This is a genomic window from Streptomyces sp. NBC_01237 (genome assembly GCF_035917275.1).
In the GTDB taxonomy this organism is placed as follows: domain Bacteria; phylum Actinomycetota; class Actinomycetes; order Streptomycetales; family Streptomycetaceae; genus Streptomyces.
In genome coordinates this window covers 2,202,375-2,223,979 of sequence record NZ_CP108508.1, presented here as the reverse complement: position 1 = coordinate 2,223,979, position 21,605 = coordinate 2,202,375, and the positions used below count along the sequence as shown (strand labels likewise).

Here is a 21,605-nt window from a genome sequence, read left to right as displayed (position 1 = left end):
GCACCTGACGGAGATGTCCCGGGAGCGCGGGGGTGCAGCGCACGACGGGTAGGTCCGGGGCGAGCGGGGGCGCACCGCGCTACGGGGAGGTCCGGGGCGAGCGGGGGTGCGCCGCACGACGGGGACGTCCGGCGGGAGCGCGGGGGTGAGGGGGCGTGCTCCGCGGGTGTCAGCCGCGTCCTGTCCGCGGGGCCCTGCTGTCGCCGCTCCCCGCACCGGGACCGCTGCCGTTGCCGCCGGTCCCCCCTGCGGCCCCGGTCAGCTCCGCCCACTGCTCGCCCGGCGGAAGCACCGCGGGGGAGGTGGCGATCCGCGGCAGCGCGTACGGATGGTGGTCCCGCAGCCAGCCGACCAGCTGCTCCCGCACCGCGCAGCGGACCGTCCAGATGTCGTCCGCGTCCTTCGCCGTGACCACGGCCCGCACCTGGATCGTCGACGGGGTGGTGTCGGTGACCGCGAGCGACCAGTCACGGCCGTCCCACGCGGCGCACTCACCGAGGATGTCGCGCAGCTGTTCGCGCATCGCGGCCACCGGCGCCGAGTGGTCGAGGTGGAGGAAGACCGTCCCGGTCATCTGGACCCCGCCGCGCGACCAGTTCTCGAACGGCTTGCTGGTGAAGTACGAGACGGGCATCGTGATCCGCCGCTCGTCCCAGGTCCGTACCGCGAGGAAGGTCAGCGTGATCTCCTCGACGGTGCCCCACTCGCCGTCCACCACCACCGTGTCGCCGATCCGCACCATGTCCCCGAACGCGATCTGCAGCCCGGCGAAGAGGTTGCCGAGCGTGGACTGGGCGGCGACACCCGCGACGATGCCCAGCACACCCGCGGAAGCGAGCATCGAGGTGCCGACCGTCCGCATCGCGGGGAACGTCAGCAGCATCGCCGCGACGGCGACGGTCGCCACGACGGCGGTCACCACGCGCTGGATCAGCGTCACCTGCGTACGCACCCGGCGCACCCGGGCCGGATCACGGGTGGCCGCGGCGTAGCGCGCGTACGACGCCTCGATGACCGTCGCCGCGACCCGTACCACCAGCCACGCCGACGCGGCGATCAGCACCAGCGTGAGGACCTGGCCGATACCGGCCCGGTGATCGTTCACCGGGCCGAGCCGGGTGTGTACGAAGGTGGCTCTCAGCAGCGCGGTGCAGAGCACCAGCTGTACGGGGAGCCGGCACCGGCGCAGCAGACCCCACAGGGGGGTGTCGTGGTGGCGGCTGTCGGCCCGCCGCAGCAGCAGATCGACCAGCCAGCCGACCAGCAGGGTGATCACCACGGAACCGCCGACGATGATCAGCGGGCGCAGGACGTACTCCATTGCCTCGTCCTCCAAGCTCTGGGACATAGCTGGCACCATGGCCTCATGAACATCATGCTTTTCCACTCGACCTACGGGCTGCGGCCCGCTGTGCACGCCGCGGCCGACCGGCTCCGGACCGCCGGCCATGAGGTGCGGGTGCCCGATCTGTTCGAGGGGCACACCTTTGACACGGTGGAGGAAGGCATGGCTTTCAAGGAGCAGGTGGGCAAGGACGAGCTGCTCAGGCGCGCCGTGCTGGCCGCGGCGCCCTACTCCGACCAGGGGCTCGTGTACGCGGGCTTCTCCCTGGGGGCGGCCACCGCGCAGACCCTGGCGCTCGGCGACGAGAAGGCCCGCGGACTGCTCCTGCTGCACGGCACGTCGGACATCGCGGAGAACGCTTCCGTGAACGAGCTGCCCGTACAGCTGCATGTCGCCGACCCCGATCCCTTCGAGTCGCACGACTGGCTGAACAGCTGGTACCTCCAGATGCAGCGGACCGGTGCCGATGTGGAGGTCTACCGCTACCCGGGCGCCGGGCATCTGTTCACCGACCCGGATCTGCACGACTACGACGAGGCGGCGGCGGAGCAGACCTGGAAGGTCGCGCTCGGTTTCCTCGCCACGCTGTAGACGCGTCGCTCGCGCGCCGCAGGCGCGCCGGACGCTCCGGACACACGACAGGGCCCCGCACCTCGGGTGCGGGGCCCTGCTGTCATCGGTGACGCGGTGACTTGGTGACTTGGTGACGCGGTTACGCCTTGAGCGCCTTGTCGACCGCGGCGGTGAAGTCGGCCACGGTCATCGGGGCGTTCTCGCTGCCCTCCGCCGTGACGGGCTTGCCGTCCATCTTCAGCGTGGGCGTGCCCTTCACCCCGCTCTTGTCGAACGCCTTGGACATCTTCATCGCCCAGGCGTCGTACGTGCCGTCCTCGACGTTCTTCTGGAACGCCTTGTTGCCCTTCAGCGCGTCCACCGAGTCCGCCACCTCGATCAGGAAGCTGTCCTTGGCGAACTTGTCGTCACGCTCCTCCGGGTGGAACTTGGCGGAGTAGAGCGCGGCCTTGTAGTCCAGGAACGCCTCGGGGCTCACGTCGAGCGCGGCGCCCAGGGCACTGAGGGCGTTCTTGGAGCCCTCGCCGTTGTCGGAGTTGTCGATGAAGGTCGCACCGACGTACTTGATCTTGTACTTGCCGGCGTCGACGTCCTTGGCGACGGTCTCGCCGATCTCCTGCTCGAACGTGGCGCAGATCGGGCAGCGCGAGTCCTCGTACAGCTCAAGGGTCTTCTTGGCGGTCGACTTGCCGATGACCACGGTCGTGCCGTCGTCGCCCGAGGTGTTCTTCGGGGCGGTCACGTTCTTCGCGTCCGCGGCGGCCTTCCAGCCGTCGGGCTTGTTCAGCTGCATCACGCCGTAGCTGATGCCGCCGATGACGGCCAGGGCGGCGACCACCGACACACCGACGACGATCTGCTTGCGGGCTTTGTCCTTCTTCGCCTGGCGTTCCCGCTCGGCGCGCAGCCGGTCGCGGGCCGCTGCCTTGTTGGCCTGGGTGTTGCGCTTGCTCATGATCGTTCTCCGTGGATACGTGGTGATGTGCGGGGGGCTGTGCGGGTACGTGTCACACGCTCAGGCGGTGACACGGGCCGGCAGCGGCGGTCCCCTCCGTCCCACGGAGTGCACGAGGAGACGGGCCGGGAAGAGCGGATGCGGGCGTCCGGCGGGGCGCGGGCCCCGGGGCGCGGGCCGGCCCGAGTGGCCCACCGCGGCGACGGCGGTCAGCAGCGGCCGGAAGGCCAGGGCGGCCACCGCGCGCAGCAGCCCCGCGAGCGCCGACTCCCCGTGCCGCAGCCAGGCGGCGGCGAGCAGCCCGACGGTCACATGGGCGGCGAGCAGCAGCCACGGCACCGCGGGCCCCGGCTGCGCCAGCAGGGCGGCCGCCCGGTCCCCGGCACCGGTCACCCCGGCCAGCGGGGTGCCCACCGCGCCGACGCCCGCCAGCTGCGAGCCGCCCGCGCCGCTCTCGCCGCCGCACAGCACATCGACGCCCACGGAACGCAGCGGACCCGCGATGGGCCCGCCGGCCGCCCCGTAACAGAGGTGCTGACCGGTGGTGAAGACGGTGTCGGCGGCCAGCTCCAGCGGCACGAGCAGCCCCGCGATCGCCCCGAAGCCACGCTCCCGGCCCGCCAGCGCGTACGCGGTGGCGAAGACGAGGCAGGCCAGCATCGCGACCACGCTCAGGGGCAGCGGGACCCGGGAGAGCAGTACATGGGACGCCGAGGACAGGGTGACGACGAGCGCTGTGAAAAGCGCCGCGCGCACCACCCTGAATTGCGTCCCTGAGATGTCCATCGCCCGAGAGTGTGTCATGTGTACCTGTAAACGACCCCTAAACGGGCTGGACCTGCTGGCCCGGCCCGGTGAACGGGCCGGATCGGCCCGCCCCGGCCCCGGCCGGCGAACCGCCCTACAGACCGGGGATACGGCCGTTGCGGAAGAGGTCCACGAAGATCTGGTGGTCGGTGCGGGCGCGGGCCCCGTAACTGTGGGCGAAGTCGACCAGCAGCTCCGCGAAGCCCTCCTCGTCGGCCGCGATGGCCGCGTCGATCGCCCGCTCCGTGGAGAACGGCACCAGCGAGTGTCCGCTCTCGTCGTCCGCCGCCGAGTGCATCGTCGCCGTCGCCCGGCCGAGATCCGCGACGACCGCCGCGATCTCCTCCGGCTCGTCGATGTCGGACCAGTCCAGATCGACCGCGTACGGCGACACCTCGGCGACCAGCTGGCCCGCGCCGTCCAGCTCGGTCCAGCCGAGCCACGGGTCGGCGTGCGCCTGGAGCGCGCGCTGCGAGATGACGGTGCGGTGCCCCTCGTGCTGGAAGTAGTCCCGCACGGCCACGTCGGTGATGTGCCGGGAGACCGCCGGGGTCTGCGCCTGCTTGAGGTAGATCACCACATCGTTCTCCAGGGCGTCGCTGTTGCCCTCCAGGAGGATGTTGTACGAGGGCAGCCCGGCCGAGCCGATCCCGATGCCCCGCCGGCCCACGACGTCCTTCACCCGGTAGGAGTCGGGGCGGGTCAGGCTCGACTCCGGCAGCGTCTCCAGATAGCCGTCGAACGCGGACAGCACCTTGTAGCGGGTCGCCGCGTCCAGGTCGATCGCCCCGCCACCGGCGGCGAACCGCCGCTCGAAGTCCCGGATCTCCGTCATCGAGTCCAGCAGCGAGAACCGGGTCAGCGAGCGGGCGTCACGCAGCGCGTCCAGCAGCGGACCCTCGGCGGTGTCCAGCGTGAACGGCGGCAGCTCGTCGTTCTTCGCGCCCGTCGCCAGCGCGTGGATCCGCTCGCGGTAGGCGGCGGCGTACACCCGTACCAGCTCGCTGATCTGGTCGTCGCCCAGCGCCTTCGCGTAACCGATCAGGGCGACGGAGGCGGCGAAGCGCTTGAGGTCCCAGGTGAAGGGGCCCACATACGCCTCGTCGAAGTCGTTCACGTTGAAGATCAGCCGGCCGTTGGCGTCCATGTACGTGCCGAAATTCTCCGCGTGCAGATCGCCGTGGATCCAGACCCGGCCGGTGCGCTCGTCCAGGTACTGGCCGCTGTGCTGCTCGCGCTCCAGGTCGCCGTAGAACAGGCATGCCGTGCCCCGGTAGAAGGCGAAGGCCGAGCCCGCCATCTTGCGGAACTTGACCCGGAAGGCCGCGGGGTCGGCGGCCAGCAGCTCACCGAAAGCGGTGTCGAAAACGGCGAGAATCTGCTCCCCGCGCTGCGCTGCGCCGGTCTGCGTTTCCGACATTTCTTGGTGCCTCCTGGTACCGGACGTACATGACTGAAAGCGTGACTGAGGACATGACAAAAAGGACAGGCGTCCCAGCCTCTACAACGCGCGACCGTACCCGGGAGTGCCCCTCGTCCGTCACCACCAGGACGTAGACTTCCACGCTGTCCCCCCAGTCCGTCATCCCCAGTTTTCCCGGAGGCCCGACGCCGTGACCAAGCCGCCCTTCACGCACCTTCACGTCCACACCCAGTACTCGCTGCTGGACGGTGCCGCGCGGCTCAAGGACATGTTCGAGGCGTGCAACGAGATGGGCATGTCGCACATCGCGATGACGGACCACGGCAACCTGCACGGGGCGTACGACTTCTTCCACTCCGCGACCAAGGCGGGTGTGACGCCGATCATCGGCATCGAGGCGTATGTCGCCCCGGAGTCGCGCAAGCACAAGCGCAAGGTGCAGTGGGGACAGCCGCACCAGAAGCGCGACGACGTGTCCGGATCCGGTGGGTACACCCACAAGACGATCTGGGCGTCGAACAGGACCGGGCTGCACAACCTCTTCCGGCTCTCCTCGGACGCGTACGCCGAGGGCTGGCTGCAGAAGTGGCCGCGTATGGACAAGGAGACCATCGCGCAGTGGTCCGACGGTCTCATCGCGTCCACCGGGTGCCCCTCCGGAGAGGTGCAGACCCGGCTGCGGCTCGGGCAGTTCGACGAGGCGGTCCAGGCGGCCTCCGACTACAAGGACATCTTCGGCGAGGGCAAGTACTTCCTGGAGCTGATGGACCACGGCATCGAGATCGAGCGCCGGGTCCGTGACGGGCTCCTCGCGGTCGGCAAGAAGCTGAACATCCCGCCGCTCGTGACGAACGACTCGCACTACACCTACGCGAGCGAGGCCACGGCGCACGACGCCCTGCTGTGCATCCAGACCGGCAAGAACCTCTCGGACCCGGACCGCTTCCGCTTCGACGGCACCGGCTACTACCTCAAGACGACCGACGAGATGTACGCCGTCGACTCCTCCGACGCCTGGCAGGAGGGCTGCGCCAACACCCTCCTGGTCGCGGAGCAGATCGACACCACCGGCATGTTCGAGGCGAAGAACCTCATGCCGAAGTTCGAGATCCCGGACGGTTTCACCGAGGTCACCTGGTTCCAGGAGGAGGTCCGGGTCGGCATGGGGCGCCGCTTCCCGGGCGGTGTCCCCGAAGACCGGCAGAAGCAGGTCGAGTACGAGCTGGACGTCATCATCCAGATGGGGTTCCCGGGGTACTTCCTGGTCGTCGCCGACTTCATCATGTGGGCCAAGAACAACGGCATCGCGGTCGGCCCCGGGCGAGGCAGCGCCGCCGGTTCGATCGTGGCGTACGCGATGGGCATCACCGACCTCGACCCGATCGAGCACGGGCTGATCTTCGAGCGGTTCCTGAACCCCGAGCGTGTCTCCATGCCCGACGTCGACATCGACTTCGACGAGCGCAGGCGCGTCGAAGTGATCAGGTACGTGACCGAGAAGTACGGCGCCGACAAGGTCGCCATGATCGGCACGTACGGCAAGATCAAGGCGAAGAACGCCATCAAGGACTCCGCCCGTGTCCTCGGCTACCCGTACGCGATGGGCGACCGGCTCACCAAGGCCATGCCCGCCGACGTCCTCGGCAAGGGCATCGACCTCAACGGCATCACCGACCCCAAGCACCCGCGCTACAGCGAGGCGGGCGAGATCCGGGGGATGTACGAGAACGAGCCGGACGTACGGAAGGTCATCGACACCGCGAAGGGCGTCGAGGGCCTGGTCCGGCAGATGGGCGTGCACGCCGCGGGCGTGATCATGTCCAGCGAGCCGATCGTCGACCACGCCCCGGTCTGGGTCCGGCACACCGACGGCGTCACCATCACGCAGTGGGACTACCCGCAGTGCGAGTCGCTCGGCCTGCTGAAGATGGACTTCCTGGGCCTGCGCAACCTGACGATCATGGACGACGCCATCAAGATGGTGAAGTCCAACAAGGGCATCGAGCTGGAGATGCTCGCCCTGTCGCTGGACGACCCCAAGACGTACGAGCTGCTGTGCCGGGGTGACACGCTGGGCGTCTTCCAGTTCGACGGCGGCCCGATGCGCTCCCTGCTGCGCCAGATGCAGCCCGACAACTTCGAGGACATTTCCGCCGTCTCGGCCCTCTACCGGCCGGGTCCGATGGGAATGAACTCCCACACGAACTACGCGGAGCGCAAGAACGCCCGCCAGGAGATCACCCCGATCCACCCGGAGCTGGAGGAGCCCCTCAAGGAGGTCCTCGGCCTCACCTACGGCCTGATCGTCTACCAGGAGCAGGTGCAGAAGGCCGCCCAGATCGTCGCCGGTTACTCGCTCGGCGAGGCCGACATCCTGCGCCGCGTGATGGGCAAGAAGAAGCCCGACGAGCTGGCGAAGAACTTCGTCCTCTTCGAGGCCGGCGCCAAGAAGAACGGCTTCTCCGACGCGGCGATCAAGGCGCTGTGGGACGTCCTGGTGCCGTTCGCCGGATACGCGTTCAACAAGGCGCACTCCTCCGCGTACGGCCTGGTCACCTACTGGACCGCGTACCTCAAGGCGAACTATCCCGCCGAGTACATGGCGGCCCTGCTGACCTCGGTCAAGGACGACAAGGACAAGTCCGCGGTCTATCTGAACGAGTGCCGCCGCATGGGCATCAAGGTGCTCCCGCCCAACGTCAACGAGTCGCTGTCCAACTTCGCCGCCCAGGGTGACGACGTGATCCTCTTCGGGCTGACCGCGGTGCGCAACGTCGGCCAGAACGTCGTCGACTCGATCATCCGCAGCCGCAAGGCGAAGGGGAAGTACAGCACCTTCCCCGACTTCCTCGACAAGGTCGAAGCGGTCGTCTGCAACAAGCGCACCGTGGAATCACTCATCAAGGCCGGGGCCTTCGACGAGATGGGCCACACCCGCAAGGGACTCGTCGCCCACCACGAGCCGATGATCGACAACGTGGTGCAGGTCAAGCGCAAGGAGGCCGAGGGGCAGTTCGACCTCTTCGGCGGCATGGGCGAGGAGGAGAGCGACGAGCCCGGCTTCGGGCTGGACGTGGAGTTCTCCGACATCGAGTGGGAGAAGTCCTACCTGCTCGCGCAGGAACGCGAAATGCTCGGACTGTACGTCTCCGACCACCCGCTCTTCGGCCTGGAACACGTCCTGTCCGACAAGGCCGACGCCTCGATCTCCCAGCTGACCGGCGGGGAGCACGGGGACGGCGCCATCGTGACCGTCGGCGGCATCATCTCCGGACTCCAGCGCAAGATGACCAAGCAGGGCAACGCCTGGGCCATCGCCACCGTGGAGGACCTGGCGGGCTCCATCGAGTGCATGTTCTTCCCGGCCACCTACCAGCTGGTCTCCACCCAGCTCGTCGAGGACACCGTCGTCTTCGTCAAGGGCCGCCTGGACAAGCGCGAGGACGTGCCGCGCCTGGTCGCCATGGAGATGCAGGTCCCCGACATCTCCAACGCCGGGACCAACGCCCCGGTCGTCCTCACCATCCCCACGGTGAAGATCACCCCGCCCATGGTCAGCCGGCTCGGGGAGGTCCTGAGCAGCCACCGGGGCGACACCGAGGTACGGATCAGGCTCCAGGGACCCCGCAAGACCACGGTGCTCCGGCTCGACCGGCACCGGGTCAAGCCCGACCCGGCGCTCTTCGGCGACCTGAAGGTGCTGCTCGGCCCGTCCTGCCTGGCGGGCTGACGGGACCACCACCGCCGACCAGCCGCGGACCGACGGCCGCCACCGGCGAACGACGAGAGGGGCGCCCCGCGGCCGCGGGGCGCCCCTCTCGGTCTGCGGCCCTGCGGCCGGACCGGAAGCGACCGGTCAGTTGTGGCCGAAGCGCCGCTGGTGCTTGCGCGCGACATCGGCGGGGCTGCCCTGGGCCTGCGACTGAGGCTGGTTCTCGTTCTGGGACTCGAAAGCCGTCGACTTGGCCTGCTCCTCGCCGCGCTCCGAGGCGGACGCGCGATCGTGCTGGCTGCCCTGCTTGCGGTTCTTGTGCTTGGCCATGGTGAATGCCTCCTGTGGGGAATCCTGTGGGCCAGGACCGCTGTCAGACTCACATAGCACCGCAAAGGCCGCATGTTGGATCATTACCGTGCGTAGCAGTATCCGCGGTCGACCGATTTCCGGATCCGCCACGCCGATGATCGAGTTCCGGACGTTAACCCCCGCACGGTCGGGCAGACTCGAAGGAAACCCTGAGCAAACCCGTTCCCGAATTCCTGGAAGAGGGTGGAACGCGTGGACCGTTGCGTCGTCCTGGTGGACGCCGGCTACTTGCTGGGCGCAGCCGCGAGTCTGCTGGCCGGAGAGCCCGCCCGTTCCCGCATCACCGTCGACCACACGGCCCTGATCCAGGGGCTGCGGGAACGCGCAGAAATCGATACGGAACAGCCCCTGCTCCGGATCTACTGGTTCGACGGCGCCCCCGACCGGGTACCGCAGCCGGAGCACCGCAGACTCCGGGTGATGTCCCGGGTGACCGTACGGCTGGGGGCCCTCACCCGCAGTGACGGACGGTGGGCGCAGAAGGGCGTCGACGCCGCCATGCACGCCGAGCTCACCGAACTGGCCAGAAACCGGGCCTGCTCCGATGTGGTCCTGGTGACCGGTGACGGCGACCTGCTGCCCGGCCTGATGTCCGCCAAGGAACACGGAGTCGCCGTCCACCTGTGGGCCGTCCAGGCCGCCGACGGCGACTACAACCAGTCCGAGGACCTGGTCGCCGAGGCCGACGAACGCCGTGTGCTCGACCGGGCCTGGATCACCAAGGCCGTACGGGCCAAGGAGACCGGCGGCATCTGCGCCCCGCCGCCCGTCCCGCGCCCCGAGATCCAGGCGATCCTGTCCGCTCCGCTGCCGGAGGCGGCCCTCGCCGCCTCCGCCGAGCGTGCCTCGGAGGCCCAGGCCGCCGCCTCCCGCAACGGCACCCTGGCCCCGGCCGTCGAGGCCACCGCCGACGCGCCGCCCGCCCCCGGTCACAAGAGCGTCCCCACCCCCAAGGACCTGGCCGCCCTCCGCGCCCCCGGCGCGCACACCGACCGGCATCCCGCGCCCCCGCCCGCCAACGCGACCCTGCGCTGGTCCTCGGACAAGGGGTGGGTGGAGCGCGGCGGACCGCTCGGCGAACCGCCGGAGACCGCCTCCCTGCCGACCCTGGCCCAGCTCACCAGCGCCGAACAGCGCTGGGCGGACCGGGAGGAGGACATCACCACCGTCGGCGGCGACCCCTTCGAAGTGGGCCAGGTCTTCGCCCGGCGCTGGATGGAACGGCTGCCGGAAACCGTGCACCTGCAGAAGCTGTCCACCATGTACCCGCGCATCCCGCACCGTATCGACGGTGAACTGCTGCGGTACGCGGCACGCTTCGGACTCCTCGCCCACAAGGACGACCAGATCGACGAGCACGACCGCTATGCCATCCGGGCCGGGTTCTGGCGCGAGATCGACGTACGGGCCGCGGCGGAGCACGTACCCGCGGTGGAGTAGCCGTTCGGCGGCCGGAATCGGCCACACCGTCGCGGGGCCGCCCGGTTGCGGCCCCGGACGCGGTCCGGGGCATCCGACCCCGTACCCTCATACCTCGTGAGTACGGGCACAGCACAGGCGCAGAGGGCCGGCGGAACCGTGTGCGCGGTGCGTGATCTGGTCAAGACCCATCCCGCGGTCCGGGGCCGACGCGGCGCGCCCGCCACCCCCGAGGTGCGCGCCACCGACGGCATCAGCCTCGATGTGGGGCGCGGGGAGATCTTCGGTCTGCTCGGTCCCAACGGCGCGGGCAAGTCCACCCTGGTCCGGCAGCTCACCGGACTGATGCGCCCCGACTCCGGCAGCGTCGAAGTGCTGGGACACGATCTCGTACGCCACCCGGAGCGGGCCTCCCGGCTCATCGGCTACCTCGGGCAGGAATCCACCGCCCTCGACGAACTGACCGTCTCCCTCGCCGCGGAGACCACCGGTCGGCTGCGCGGCCTCCCCGTACGCGAGGCCCGCGCCGAGCGCGACGCCGTACTGGAGGAACTGGGGCTCACCGAACTCGCCGGGCGCCCCCTGAAGAAGCTCTCCGGCGGACAGCGCAGGCTCGCCTGCTTCGCCGCCACCCTGGTCGGGGACCGCCCCGTCCTGGTCCTGGACGAGCCGACGACCGGCATGGACCCGGTCGCCCGGCGGGCCGTCTGGGCCGCCGTCGACCGGCGCAGGGCCGATCGCGGCGCCACGGTGCTGCTGGTCACCCACAACGTGATCGAGGCCGAGACCGTCCTGGACCGGGTCGCCGTCCTCGAACGCGGCAGGGTCATCGCCTGCGACACCCCCGCCGGGCTCAAGGAACGGGTGGCCGGGGAGGTCCGCGTCGAGCTGGTGTGGCGCGAGCGGGCACCGCTGGACGTCCCGGAGGTCGCCGCGCTGCGGGCCTCGGCGCAGGAGTCCGGACGGCGCTGGGTGCTGCGGCTGGGACCGGACGAGGCACGGGCCGCGGTCGCCGCGGTGACCGGTGGCGCGGCCTTCGCCGCGCTCGACGATTTCACCCTGGCCACGCCCAGCCTGGAGGATGTCTATCTGGCCCTCGGCGGGGATGCGGCCAGGGCGAACGAGGGACTGGTGAAGGCGTGAACATCCACGGACGGGTGCGCGGAGACGCGTGGGCAGGGGTACGGGGGCGGGTGTGCGTGAGGGCGCGCGTGGTGAAGGGGAGCGGCCCCAGGTGACGAGCATCGTTCCCGCCGAGGCGGTGCCCGCGCACGTCCGGGAGCGGACGGCGCACGGCTCCTCCGGCCCGCCCCGCACCCTTCCGGCGCCGCTCGCGCCGCGCGCCCGGCTGCTGCCCTCGCTGGCAGCCGTCTACCGCGCCCAGCTCTCCCGGGCGCGGGTCGCCCGGATGCCGCTGCTGTTCGTGGCGACCTTCCAGTCCGTCGGGATCATGATCCTCATGCGCGGAGTCGTCGACGGCGGCTCCGAGGCCCGTGCCGTCGTCGCCGGATCCAGCGTGCTGGTCGTGGCGTTCGTCGCGCTGAACCTGCTGGCCCAGTACTTCGGGCAGCTCCGGGCCGGCGGCGGCCTGGACCACTACGCCACGCTGCCGGTGCCACCCGCCGCGGTGGTGCTGGGCGCCGCCGGGGCGTACGCCTCCTTCACCGTGCCCGGCACGCTCTTCACGGCCGTCACCGGCAGCATGCTCTTCCAGCTGCCGATGACGCATCTGTGGGTCCTCGTCGCCGTGATCCCGCTCGCCGGGGCGGCGCTGGCGGGTCTGGGGGCCGCGTTCGGCCTCCTGGCGCCGCGCCAGGAACTGGCCACACTGCTCGGGCAGCTGGGCATGTCCGCCGCGCTGCTGCTGGGGGTGCTGCCGGCCGACCGGATGCCGGAGCCGGTGGGGTGGGCGCGTGATCTGCTGCCGTCGACGTACGGGGTCGAGGCGCTGGCCCGGACCTTCGACGCCCGGCCGGACTGGGCGGTCGTCGCACTCGATCTCGCGGTCTGCGCGGTCGTGGGCGTGCTGTCGCTGGCCGTCGCGACGTGGGCGTACCGCCGTGCGGCGGTGCGGTAGCCGTCCGGCCGGGGTGCGGGTGCGGTGCGGTGGCCGTTCGGCCGCGGTGCGGTTGTTGTGCGCCGACGGTCCGGTGAGGCGCCGCACGGGGGCGCCTGGCACGATGGCTGAGTGAACGCACCTTTGACGCCGCCTCACCAGCCTCCGTCCCACGATCCCTGGCAGACTCCGCCGACGGGTTCCCATCCCGCGCCCGGCCACGAGTCGCCGGACGACGCCACGCATCTGGCGGCGGAGCTCCGTCCCGCAGCCGTGATCATGGTGCTGGTGGCCCTCACCGGCCTCGTGCTCGGGCTGCTGTGGCTGTGGCTGGCGCCGAGGGTGCCGCTGATCTCCGACGACACGGCCGTCTTCCTCAAGGACAGCGAGGGCGAGGAGGCGATCGGGGCCGACGGAACGTTTGTGCTGCTCGCGCTCGTGTTCGGGGCGGTGACAGCCGCGGCCGTGGTCTTCTTCCGCCGCCGCGGGGGCATCTGGCCGGTCGTCGGGCTGGCGCTCGGCGGACTGCTCGGCTCCCTGCTGGCGTGGCGCGTCGGCGTCTGGTTCGGGCCCACGTCGGATGTGGTCGCCCATGCGCGGGAGGTCGGCAAGGGCGTGGTCTTCGACGCGCCGCTGGAGCTGCACGCGGTGGGCGCGGTGCTGGCGTGGCCGATCGCGGCGATGGTCGTGCACCTGGGGCTGACGGCGGTGTTCGGGCCGCGGGATCCTGAGCCGGAGTGGGGTGTTCCTTACGGGGGAGTGGGGCCGGGGGACGGGGCCGGGCCGGGGGCGGTGTCGTCCTAGCGGGGTGGGGTGGGGGTGGGGGTGGGGCGCCTGCGGCGGGCTTGTCCCCTACCCGCCCCTTCCCGAAACCGGGGCGCTGCCCCGGGCCCCGGTGTCCTCAAGCGCCGGACGGGCTTAAGAATCGGGGCGCTGCCCCGGACCCTGGTGTCCTCAAGCGCCGGACGGGCTGAAGAATCGGGGCGCTGCCCCGGACCCCGCTCCTCAATCGCCGGAGGGGCTTGGAATGCGCGCTGGAACGGGCTTGAAGAGGGCCGGAGGGGCCTGAAAGAGCGCTGGACGGGCTTGCGGGTGCCGGAGAGGCTTGAAAAGCGCGCTGGACGGGCTTTGAGGGGGGCGGAGGGGCTTGGAATGCGCGCTGGAACGGGCCTGAAGAGTGCTGGCGGGGCCTGAAAGAGCGCTGGACGGGCTTGCGGGTGCCGGAGAGGCTTGAAAAGCGCGCTGGACGGGCTTTGAGGGGGGCGGAGGGGCTTGGAATGCGCGCTGGAACGGGCCTGAAGAGTGCCGGCGGGGCTTGAAAAGAGCGCTGGAGCGGCTTGCGGGTGCCGGCGGGGCTTGAAAAGAGCGTCGGGTGGGCCCGAGAGCGCCGGAGGGGCTTTGGGGGTGGAGGGTTTACTTTGCCCGGGCGATGTCGGCGAATGTCGCGTTCGTCAGGGTTGCCAGGTCCGTCGCGGAGAGTTCGACCTCCAGGCCCCGGCGGCCCGCCGAGACGCAGACGGTGGGGTGGGACCGTGCCGATGCGTCCAGTACCGTGCGGAGCCGCTTGCGCTGGCCCAGGGGGGAGATGCCGCCCCGGACGTAGCCGGTCGTGCGTTCGGCAGATGCGGGGTCGGCCATCGCCGCGCGCTTTCCGCCCACTGCCGAGGCCAGGGCCTTCAGGTCCAGGGAGCCGGCGACCGGGACGACCGCGACGGTCAGTTCGCCGTCCACGTCGGCCACCAGGGTCTTGAACACCCTGTCGGGGGAGACACCGAGGGCCTCGGCGGCCTCCTCCCCGTAGGAGGGGGAGGCCGGGTCGTGGTCGTAGGCGTGCACCGTGAAGGCGGTGCCCGCCGCGGTCAGGGCGACCGTGGCGGGGGTGCCGCCGGACTGTTGCTTCTTCGACTTCTTCGCCACCGGGCGGGGTCCTTGTTCGGTGAGGGGTTCAGTTCGGGTGCGTGGGGGCGCGGGTCAGTTCCACCGCGGGCAGCGACGGCAGGTGCCGGATGACCGCGGTCTCCTTCCGCAGGAGCGTCAGCTCCTCGCGCAGCCGGGTCGCCGTGTCCGGTGCCTGGAGCAGCCGCTGCTTCGTCGGGACGTCGAGGACGGCCGCCGCCGCGACCAGGTACGAGACCACGGACGGGTCGTCCGGCAGGTCCGCGCCCGTGGTCAGGGAGCGTTCGCTCGCTCCGGCCAGCCGCTTCTGGTAGGCACGGAAGGCCCGCAGGACGCCCTCGGCCAGCGCCCCGGCCTCGTCGTCCTTCGCCTCCTCGTCCAGCTCCTCCACCTCGGCCGTCAGATAGGGGCCGTCGGCGTCGACGGAGAGGAGCTTGACCCGGGTGGTGCCGGTGGCCAGGACCTCGAAGCTGCCGTCGGAGCGCTCGCGGATCGTCGCCGCGTCGGCGACGCAGCCGACCCGGTGGAAGGTCTGGATCGGGTCGGGGCCGAAGCCCTCGGCCGGGGCGCGCTGCATGACGGGGGCCGTAGCGACCGTGTCCGGCATACCGGTGGCCGTCGGGGCGATCTCGCGGCCGTCGCGGATCGCGACCACGACGAAGCGCCGCGGTTCGTCCTCGTCGGTCTTCAGCAGCTCGCGCATCATGGCGCGATAGCGCTCCTCGAAGACGTTGAGCGGCAGCACGAGGCCGGGGAACAGCACCGCGTTGAGCGGAAAGAGAGGCAGGCGGGCGGTGGTCACAACGGTCAAGCGTAATGGCCGCGCGGCCGGGCGCGGCCTGCCCGGTTGCGCAAAGGGGTCGCGGAGGCCACCCGGAGCCGTGCGCGGTCCCTCGCGTCGAGGAAATGACCCAGGGCGTCGTCGGACACCGAGGACCACGGGAACGACGTCGAGTGGGGCCCGATCAGCTCGAACTGTTCCAGCGCCTCCGCCCAGCGGCCCCTGGCCACCAGGACGTACGCGAGGAGGTTGCGGACCTCCGCGGGCCACGGGTCGCCCGCCCGGTAGGAGGCGGAGAGCCTGATCGCCAGATCGGCCGCCGTGTCGATCCGCTCCTCCAGTACGGAGGTGGTCCGCCCGGCGAGCTGGGTGTCGAGCAGCAGCGCGAAGGCGGCCCGCACGGGCAGCGCCTGCACCAGTGAGCCGGGCAGGGCGTCCTCGGCGGCCTGTTCGGCGAAGTCGAAGCACTCGCGGTGCGAGCCGTACCAGGCGGCGGAGAGGTACCGCAGGGCCGCGACGTGGCAGCCGTAGTGGTGCGCGGAGCGGCGTACGGCCTGCTCCCACAGGGCCTCGAACGCGGTGTGCGTGGCGTGTGTGCCGCGGGCGTGGTCGAGGGCGAGCCGCCAGGGCACCGGATCGCGCGGGTCGGCGTCGGCCGCCGCGGTGATCAGGGGACCGACCTCGCGCAGCCGCTCGGCCCTGGCGGGCGACTCCCACGCCCGGTGGACGGCCAGCTGGGCCTTGACGAGCAGGGCGTCCGGGTCGCGCGGGGCGGCGGCCAGCCAGTCGATGAGCCAGCCCTCCCGGCTGTGGGCGAACATGACGAGGCGGCCGAGATACCGGTCGCGGTCCTCCCACTCGGCGCCGTCGCGGGTGGTGGCCAGGAGTTTGGCGGCGGGTTCGTACTCCCCCAGGGCAGCGGCCACCAGCGCGGGGGAGAGCCGCTCGTCGGGGGCGTCGAGCAGCACCGCGTCGTCCGCGGGCAGTCCGGCGGACAGCCGGGGGCTGTGCCGGAACCTGCGCGCGGTACTGAGCAGAGCGCGAAGCAATGGCATGGTGCAGACCATTGAAAAGCGCTGGTGAGGGCGGCGCCAGGGGTGCGCTGTGAAGCTTCTGTGCCGAGTGAATGGGTTGTACCGGGGCCGGTCAAGAAAGAGCAAAGGAAAAGGGTGTGACTGGCTTGATTCCGCCTTTTCCCGCCGACCCCGTTCGTCACTTCGGCCGCACTTCGGCAACCCGTTCGACCGTGCTGTCCGTAGGGATTCCGCCCGGTCCGCGCCGCCCCGGTATCAGCCGCGGCGCAGCAGCCGGGAGGCGCCCGCCGCCACCGTGGTGGCCAATATCCACCCAAGCAGTACGAGAGCGGCCGCCGACCACTGCCAGCCGCCCTCCATCCGCCAGTAACCGTCCTGGCCGAGGTTGATCACCGGCACCAGCAGATCGAGGGCGTACAGCGCGGCGTTCCACTGCGGATGCTCGTCACCCTTGATCGCCGCCGGTTCGTACTGCGCGAAGGCCACCGCACCCGCCGCCCACAGCACCGCCATCCACACCGCAGCCCGGCCCGGCCGGTAGCCGTACGCCACCGTCCAGTCCTGGAGGTAACCCCACAGCTTGGCGGCGAGCGGCAGCGTCTCCCGGCGGCGGCGCTGCTTGGCGAGCAGCACCTCACGGGCGTCCGCGTCCTCACCGCAGCTGCGCAGGACCGCGGCGAGCCGTTCGTACGGCTCCGGGACGTACTCCGGGGTCGCCGCCAGCACCCACTCCAGCCGCCGGGAGAGCGGGAAGTGCCCGTAGGGGACGAGGTTCTCGTAGACGAAACCGCCCATCGCCAGACCGCCGGGGCCCGGCCAGCTGGACGACACATCGATCAGCGTGACCACCTTCGCGCCGTTCAGTACGACCCGGCCCTCCTCCGGGCGCTCCGCGTTGAAGCGCAGTTCGGGCGTGACGATCCTGCGCAGCGACAGCTCCTCGTGCCGGGACAGCACGAACCGCGCCTTGTGCAGGTCCACCGCGTCCCCGAAGCGCCCGTCGTCCAGCCGTACCGCCCCCCGGCACTCGAAGATCTGCGCCCGGGTCCCCCGCGCCGGGGTGGGCCCGAACACGATGCCGTACGGGGGAGTGGTGCCCTGGTTCCCGGTGTCGACGCTCACCCACGCCTCGGTCATGTAGAGCGTGCGCTCCACGGTCAACTGCGGGGCGTTCAGGGCCCGCCGCCCGTCCTTGGCGCGCAGCCGGCTGCCCCGCAGGCTCAGCGAACCGCCCACCTTCGCCCCGCGCAGGCTCAGCTCGCCGTGGGTCTCGACCATCTCCGCCTGGAGGTCCTGCGCGACGCTCATCCCGTCCCCGACCAGTGCGCGGCCGCGCCGGTCGGCGCCGACGCTGATCTGGTTGATCAGCAGATCGGTACCGATCTGGGCGTCGGTGAGCCGGATGCCGCGCTCGACGCGGCAGCGCGGCAGATGCAGATCGCCCTCCGTGTGCAGCCGGGCCGCCTCCAGCCTCGGCAGCGCGCAGCCGACCATCCGCAAGGTCGTGAAGTGGCACTCGGGCAGCACCACTTCCTGCTCGAACCGGCAGCCCGTCAGCTCCACGTACGGAGCCACCCGGCCGCCCGCCAGGTCCAGCTTTCCGGTGATCCTGACGCCCCGGAGCTTCAGCGCGGCCACCCGGCCCGGCCGCGCGGGCGGCCCGCTCAGCAGCAGCCGTGCCACCGTGCGCGCGCCGACGGACCGCTCGGGTCCCCAGATGTGCGGTGCGAAAGGATCGTCGCGCGCCGGGTCATGGGTGCGCAGATCGTAGGTGGTTCCGTTACGGAAGGATTGCCACATGCCCAGCTCCGCTGCGCTGAGGCCGTCCGGGATTTCGCCATCCTGCGGCTCGGTCACTGCCGTCCCCTCTGTGCACATGCCGTACAACTGTTCTTCCCGTTGTGTGACGGCGTGAACGCTAATGGTCAGCAGTGACAGACGTGGCTGGTATCAGCCAGTGATACGGGCGACCGGGCGTCCGGAGCGGTCTGAGAGAATTGCGGTGTGATCTCTCGAATCGATCTGCGCGGCGAGTCCCTTCCCGAGGGTGCCGCCCTGCGCGACCTGCTGCCCCGTGCCGAGTTCGACGTGGAAGCCGCCCTGGAGACAGTGCGGCCCATCTGCGAGGACGTACGCCATCGTGGCTCCGCGGCAGTGATCGAATGGGGAGAAAAGTTCGACGGTGTACGGATCGACTCGATCCGGGTACCGGCCGCCGCCATCACCGCCGCGCTGGAGGGGCTCGATCCGGCCGTTCGCGCCGCGCTGGAGGAGTCGATCCGCCGCGCCCGCCTGGTCCACCGCGAGCAGCGCCGCACCACGCACACCACCCAGGTCGTCCCCGGCGGCACGGTCACCGAGAAGTGGGTCCCGGTCGAGCGGGTCGGGCTTTACGTCCCCGGCGGCCGCTCGGTCTACCCCTCGTCCGTCGTCATGAACGTCGTGCCCGCCCAGGAAGCGGGCGTCGAGGGCATCGCCGTCGCCTCCCCGCCGCAGAAGGACTTCGGCGGACTGCCGCACCCCACCATCCTCGCCGCCTGCGCCCTGCTCGGCGTCGACGAGGTGTACGCGGCGGGCGGCGCCCAGGCCATCGCGATGTTCGCGTACGGGACCCCGGAAGCGGGCGGCTGCGCTCCCGTCAACCTGGTCACCGGCCCCGGCAACATCTACGTCGCCGCCGCCAAGCGCCTGCTCAAGGGCCGTATCGGCATCGACGCCGAGGCGGGCCCCACCGAGATCGCGATCCTCGCCGACGCCACCGCCGACCCGGCGCACGTGGCCGCCGACCTGATCAGCCAGGCCGAGCACGACCCGATGGCCGCCGCCGTCCTCGTCACCGACTCCGCGGAGCTGGCCGCCGCCACCGAGGCCGAACTGGCCGCGCAGGTCGCCGTGTCCAAGCACGTCACGGACCGGATCGGGCCCGCCCTGGCCGGCCGTCAGTCCGCGGTCGTCCTGGTCTCCGGCCTCGACGACGGACTCAAGGTCGTCGACGCCTACGGCGCCGAGCACCTGGAGATCCAGACCGCGGACGCCGCGGCCGTCGCCGACCGGGTACGCAACGCCGGAGCGATCTTCGTCGGCCCGTGGTCCCCGGTCTCCCTCGGCGACTACTGCGCGGGCTCCAACCACGTCCTGCCCACCGGCGGCTGCGCCTGCCACTCCTCGGGCCTGTCCGTGCAGTCCTTCCTGCGCGGCATCCACATCGTCGACTACACGCGCGACGCGCTCGCCGAGGTCACCCACCATGTCGTGACCCTCGCCGAGGCGGAGGACCTCCCCGCCCACGGCGCCGCACTCAAGGCACGGTTCGGCTGGAAGGTCCCGCAGCAGTGACGAACGACAGCTCCAACACCACCGGCACCACCGGCAACGCCTGGGACGCGCTCCCGATCCGCGACGAGCTGCGGGGCCAGTCGCCGTACGGGGCGCCCCAGCTCGACGTACCGGTCCGGCTGAACACCAACGAGAATCCCTACCCGCTGCCCGAGGCCCTCGTCGACCGGATCGCCGAGCGCGTGCGCGAGGCCGCCCGCGATCTCAACCGCTACCCGGACCGCGACGCCGTCGAGCTCCGTACCGAGCTGGCCCGCTACCTCACCCGCACCGCCGGGCACGAGGTCGGCTTCGCCAACGTCTGGGCGGCCAATGGCTCCAACGAGGTCCTCCAGCAGCTGCTGCAGACCTTCGGCGGACCGGGGCGTACGGCCATCGGCTTCGAGCCCTCGTACTCGATGCACGCCCTCATCTCGCGCGGCACCGGCACCGGCTGGATCTCCGGCCCCCGCAACGAGGACTTCACCATCGACGTCGCGGCGGCCCGCCAGGCCATCGCCGAGCGCCGCCCCGACGTCGTCTTCATCACCTCGCCCAACAACCCCACCGGCACCGCCGTCGACGCCGGCACCGTCCTCGCGCTGTACGAGGCGGCCCAGGCGGCCGGCCCCTCGATGGTCGTCGTCGACGAGGCGTACGGCGAGTTCAGCCACCACCCCTCGCTGCTCCCGCTGATCGAGGGCCGCCGCAACCTGGTCCTCTCGCGCACGATGTCCAAGGCGTTCGGCGCCGCCGGACTGCGCCTGGGCTACCTCGCGGCCGACCCGGCGGTGGTCGACGCCGTCCAACTGGTGCGGCTGCCGTACCACCTGTCCTCCATCACCCAGGCCACCGCGCTCGCCGCCCTGGAGCACACCGATACGCTGCTGGGGTACGTCGGCCGGCTCAAGAGCGAGCGCGACCGGATCGTGGACGAACTGCGCGCGCTCGGTTACGACGTGACCGACTCGGACGCCAACTTCGTCCAGTTCGGGCGCTTCGCCGACAGCCACACCGCCTGGCAGCAGATCCTCGACCGGGGCGTCCTGGTCCGGGACAACGGCGTACCGGGATGGCTGCGGGTCTCCGCGGGCACCCCGGCAGAGAACGACGCGTTCCTCGATGCGGTGCGCGAAATGAAGAAGGAGCACGACGCATGAGCCCCCGCGTAGGCCGCGTGGAACGCACCACGAAGGAAACATCCGTGCTCGTCGAGATCAACCTCGACGGCACCGGCAAGGTCGATGTCGCCACCGGAGTCGGCTTCTACGACCACATGCTCGACCAGCTCGGCCGCCACGGCCTGTTCGACCTCACGGTCAAGACCGACGGCGACCTGCACATCGACAGCCACCACACCATCGAGGACACCGCCCTCGCCCTCGGCGCCGCCTTCAAGCAGGCGCTCGGCGACAAGGTCGGCATCTACCGCTTCGGCAACTGCACCGTCCCGCTGGACGAGTCGCTCGCCCAGGTCACCGTCGACCTCTCCGGCCGCCCCTACCTGGTGCACACCGAGCCCGAGAAGATGGCGCCGATGATCGGCGAGTACGACACGACGATGACCCGGCACATCCTGGAGTCCTTCGTCGCCCAGGCGCAGATCGCCCTGCACGTCCACGTACCGTACGGGCGCAACGCCCACCACATCGTCGAGTGCCAGTTCAAGGCACTCGCCCGCGCCCTGCGCTATGCCAGCGAGCATGATCCGCGCGCCGCCGGAATCCTCCCCTCCACGAAGGGCGCGCTGTGACCGGCCTCAACACCATCCTGATCGTCGTCGGCCTCTTCCTGGCCGGTGGCGTCTACTCCTTCGCGAAGCAGGGCATGCCCAAGGGCGTCATCGTCCTGCTCTCGATCGGCTCCGTGATGTGCCTGCTGGCAGGCATTCTGCGGATCCAGGGACTCTGGGACTGA

18 protein-coding genes and 1 pseudogene are annotated in these 21,605 nt (G+C 70.9%); 10 read left to right on the top strand and 9 right to left on the bottom strand.

Annotated features, from left to right (window positions below; translation table 11 throughout):
• Positions 1-169: 169 nt before the first annotated feature.
• The gene (locus OG251_RS09905) at positions 170-1,321 is read right to left on the bottom strand and encodes a mechanosensitive ion channel family protein (RefSeq protein WP_326681202.1); all 1,152 of its coding nucleotides are present in this window, start codon (positions 1,319-1,321) and stop codon (positions 170-172) included.
• Positions 1,322-1,366: 45 nt separating this feature from the next.
• On the opposite strand from OG251_RS09905, the gene OG251_RS09900 reads away from it, so the two are divergent.
• Positions 1,367-1,936 (top strand): dienelactone hydrolase family protein, encoded by a 570-nt coding sequence (locus tag OG251_RS09900; protein ID WP_326676808.1) that lies wholly within the window; start codon positions 1,367-1,369, stop codon positions 1,934-1,936.
• A gap of 121 nt (positions 1,937-2,057) precedes the next feature.
• On the opposite strand, the gene OG251_RS09895 is transcribed toward OG251_RS09900, so the two are convergent.
• The 3 genes from OG251_RS09895 to OG251_RS09885 all read right to left on the bottom strand — a co-directional run bounded on the left by OG251_RS09895 (position 2,058) and on the right by OG251_RS09885 (position 5,100).
• Positions 2,058-2,873: a DsbA family protein gene (locus tag OG251_RS09895; protein WP_326676807.1), complete on the bottom strand. Its 816-nt coding sequence runs from the start codon at positions 2,871-2,873 to the stop codon at positions 2,058-2,060.
• A gap of 60 nt (positions 2,874-2,933) precedes the next feature.
• Complete coding sequence (locus OG251_RS09890) at positions 2,934-3,659, bottom strand: hypothetical protein (RefSeq protein WP_326676806.1); 726 nt, start codon at positions 3,657-3,659, stop codon at positions 2,934-2,936.
• A 115-nt stretch (positions 3,660-3,774) separates the two neighbouring features.
• On the bottom strand, positions 3,775-5,100 hold the full coding sequence (locus OG251_RS09885) for a DUF2252 domain-containing protein (protein WP_326676805.1): 1,326 nt from the start codon (positions 5,098-5,100) through the stop codon (positions 3,775-3,777).
• Positions 5,101-5,293: 193 nt separating this feature from the next.
• Here OG251_RS09885 and dnaE point away from each other — a divergent pair, with 193 nt between their 5' ends.
• Positions 5,294-8,833, top strand: a complete 3,540-nt coding sequence (gene dnaE / locus OG251_RS09880; protein ID WP_326676804.1) for a DNA polymerase III subunit alpha — start codon at positions 5,294-5,296, stop codon at positions 8,831-8,833.
• 126 nt (positions 8,834-8,959) lie between these two features.
• On the opposite strand, the gene OG251_RS09875 is transcribed toward dnaE, so the two are convergent.
• The gene (locus tag OG251_RS09875) at positions 8,960-9,145 is read right to left on the bottom strand and encodes a hypothetical protein (protein ID WP_326676803.1); all 186 of its coding nucleotides are present in this window, start codon (positions 9,143-9,145) and stop codon (positions 8,960-8,962) included.
• 225 nt (positions 9,146-9,370) lie between these two features.
• Here OG251_RS09875 and OG251_RS09870 point away from each other — a divergent pair, with 225 nt between their 5' ends.
• The 4 genes and pseudogenes from OG251_RS09870 to OG251_RS09855 form a co-directional block, all read left to right on the top strand.
• Positions 9,371-10,627 (top strand): NYN domain-containing protein, encoded by a 1,257-nt coding sequence (locus tag OG251_RS09870; RefSeq protein WP_326676802.1) that lies wholly within the window; start codon positions 9,371-9,373, stop codon positions 10,625-10,627.
• Between the two features lie 138 nt (positions 10,628-10,765).
• Entirely contained in the window at positions 10,766-11,749 is a 984-nt protein-coding gene (locus tag OG251_RS09865; RefSeq protein WP_326681201.1) for an ABC transporter ATP-binding protein, read from the top strand.
• A gap of 91 nt (positions 11,750-11,840) precedes the next feature.
• Complete coding sequence (locus OG251_RS09860) at positions 11,841-12,683, top strand: ABC transporter permease (RefSeq protein WP_442818318.1); 843 nt, start codon at positions 11,841-11,843, stop codon at positions 12,681-12,683.
• Positions 12,684-12,794: 111 nt separating this feature from the next.
• Positions 12,795-13,463 (top strand): annotated as a pseudogene (locus tag OG251_RS09855) (ABC transporter permease); the annotation flags it as partial.
• 612 nt (positions 13,464-14,075) lie between these two features.
• On the opposite strand, the gene ybaK reads toward OG251_RS09855, so the two are convergent.
• The 4 genes from ybaK to OG251_RS09835 form a co-directional block, all read right to left on the bottom strand.
• On the bottom strand, positions 14,076-14,579 hold the full coding sequence (gene ybaK, locus OG251_RS09850) for a Cys-tRNA(Pro) deacylase (protein ID WP_326676800.1): 504 nt from the start codon (positions 14,577-14,579) through the stop codon (positions 14,076-14,078).
• Positions 14,580-14,607: 28 nt separating this feature from the next.
• A complete protein-coding gene (locus OG251_RS09845; protein WP_326676799.1) occupies positions 14,608-15,360 on the bottom strand; it encodes an LON peptidase substrate-binding domain-containing protein in 753 nt (250 codons plus the stop codon).
• A gap of 5 nt (positions 15,361-15,365) precedes the next feature.
• The gene (locus tag OG251_RS09840) at positions 15,366-16,406 is read right to left on the bottom strand and encodes a hypothetical protein (protein ID WP_326676798.1); all 1,041 of its coding nucleotides are present in this window, start codon (positions 16,404-16,406) and stop codon (positions 15,366-15,368) included.
• Between the two features lie 222 nt (positions 16,407-16,628).
• Positions 16,629-18,230 (bottom strand): oxidoreductase, encoded by a 1,602-nt coding sequence (locus tag OG251_RS09835; RefSeq protein ID WP_326676797.1) that lies wholly within the window; start codon positions 18,228-18,230, stop codon positions 16,629-16,631.
• A gap of 147 nt (positions 18,231-18,377) precedes the next feature.
• Between OG251_RS09835 and hisD the strand changes: the two genes are divergently transcribed.
• The 4 genes from hisD to OG251_RS09815 are packed head-to-tail and all read left to right on the top strand — an operon-like array spanning position 18,378 to position 21,605.
• Positions 18,378-19,709, top strand: coding sequence for a histidinol dehydrogenase (gene hisD / locus OG251_RS09830; RefSeq protein WP_326676796.1), 1,332 nt, complete (start codon positions 18,378-18,380; stop codon positions 19,707-19,709).
• Complete coding sequence (locus OG251_RS09825) at positions 19,706-20,848, top strand: histidinol-phosphate transaminase (protein ID WP_326676795.1); 1,143 nt, start codon at positions 19,706-19,708, stop codon at positions 20,846-20,848. Before hisD ends, OG251_RS09825 begins: the two co-directional genes overlap by 4 nt.
• Complete coding sequence (gene hisB / locus OG251_RS09820; protein ID WP_073725319.1) at positions 20,845-21,441, top strand: imidazoleglycerol-phosphate dehydratase HisB; 597 nt, start codon at positions 20,845-20,847, stop codon at positions 21,439-21,441. Before OG251_RS09825 ends, hisB begins: the two co-directional genes overlap by 4 nt.
• The gene (locus tag OG251_RS09815) at positions 21,438-21,605 is read left to right on the top strand and encodes a hypothetical protein (protein ID WP_198953409.1); all 168 of its coding nucleotides are present in this window, start codon (positions 21,438-21,440) and stop codon (positions 21,603-21,605) included. The genes hisB and OG251_RS09815 overlap by 4 nt, the downstream gene beginning before the upstream one ends.

Excerpts from the sequence above, each read along its gene's own strand:
- OG251_RS09905 (WP_326681202.1), bottom strand. The coding sequence starts at position 1,321 with ATGGAGTACGTCCTGCGCCCGCTGATCATCGTCGGCGGTTCCGTGGTG.
- OG251_RS09900 (WP_326676808.1), top strand. The coding sequence starts at position 1,367 with ATGAACATCATGCTTTTCCACTCGACCTACGGGCTGCGGCCCGCTGTG.
- OG251_RS09895 (WP_326676807.1), bottom strand. The coding sequence starts at position 2,873 with ATGAGCAAGCGCAACACCCAGGCCAACAAGGCAGCGGCCCGCGACCGG.
- OG251_RS09890 (WP_326676806.1), bottom strand. The coding sequence starts at position 3,659 with ATGGACATCTCAGGGACGCAATTCAGGGTGGTGCGCGCGGCGCTTTTC.
- OG251_RS09885 (WP_326676805.1), bottom strand. The coding sequence starts at position 5,100 with ATGTCGGAAACGCAGACCGGCGCAGCGCAGCGCGGGGAGCAGATTCTC.
- OG251_RS09875 (WP_326676803.1), bottom strand. The coding sequence starts at position 9,145 with ATGGCCAAGCACAAGAACCGCAAGCAGGGCAGCCAGCACGATCGCGCG.
- OG251_RS09840 (WP_326676798.1), bottom strand. The coding sequence starts at position 16,406 with ATGGTCTGCACCATGCCATTGCTTCGCGCTCTGCTCAGTACCGCGCGC.
- hisB (WP_073725319.1), top strand. The coding sequence starts at position 20,845 with ATGAGCCCCCGCGTAGGCCGCGTGGAACGCACCACGAAGGAAACATCC.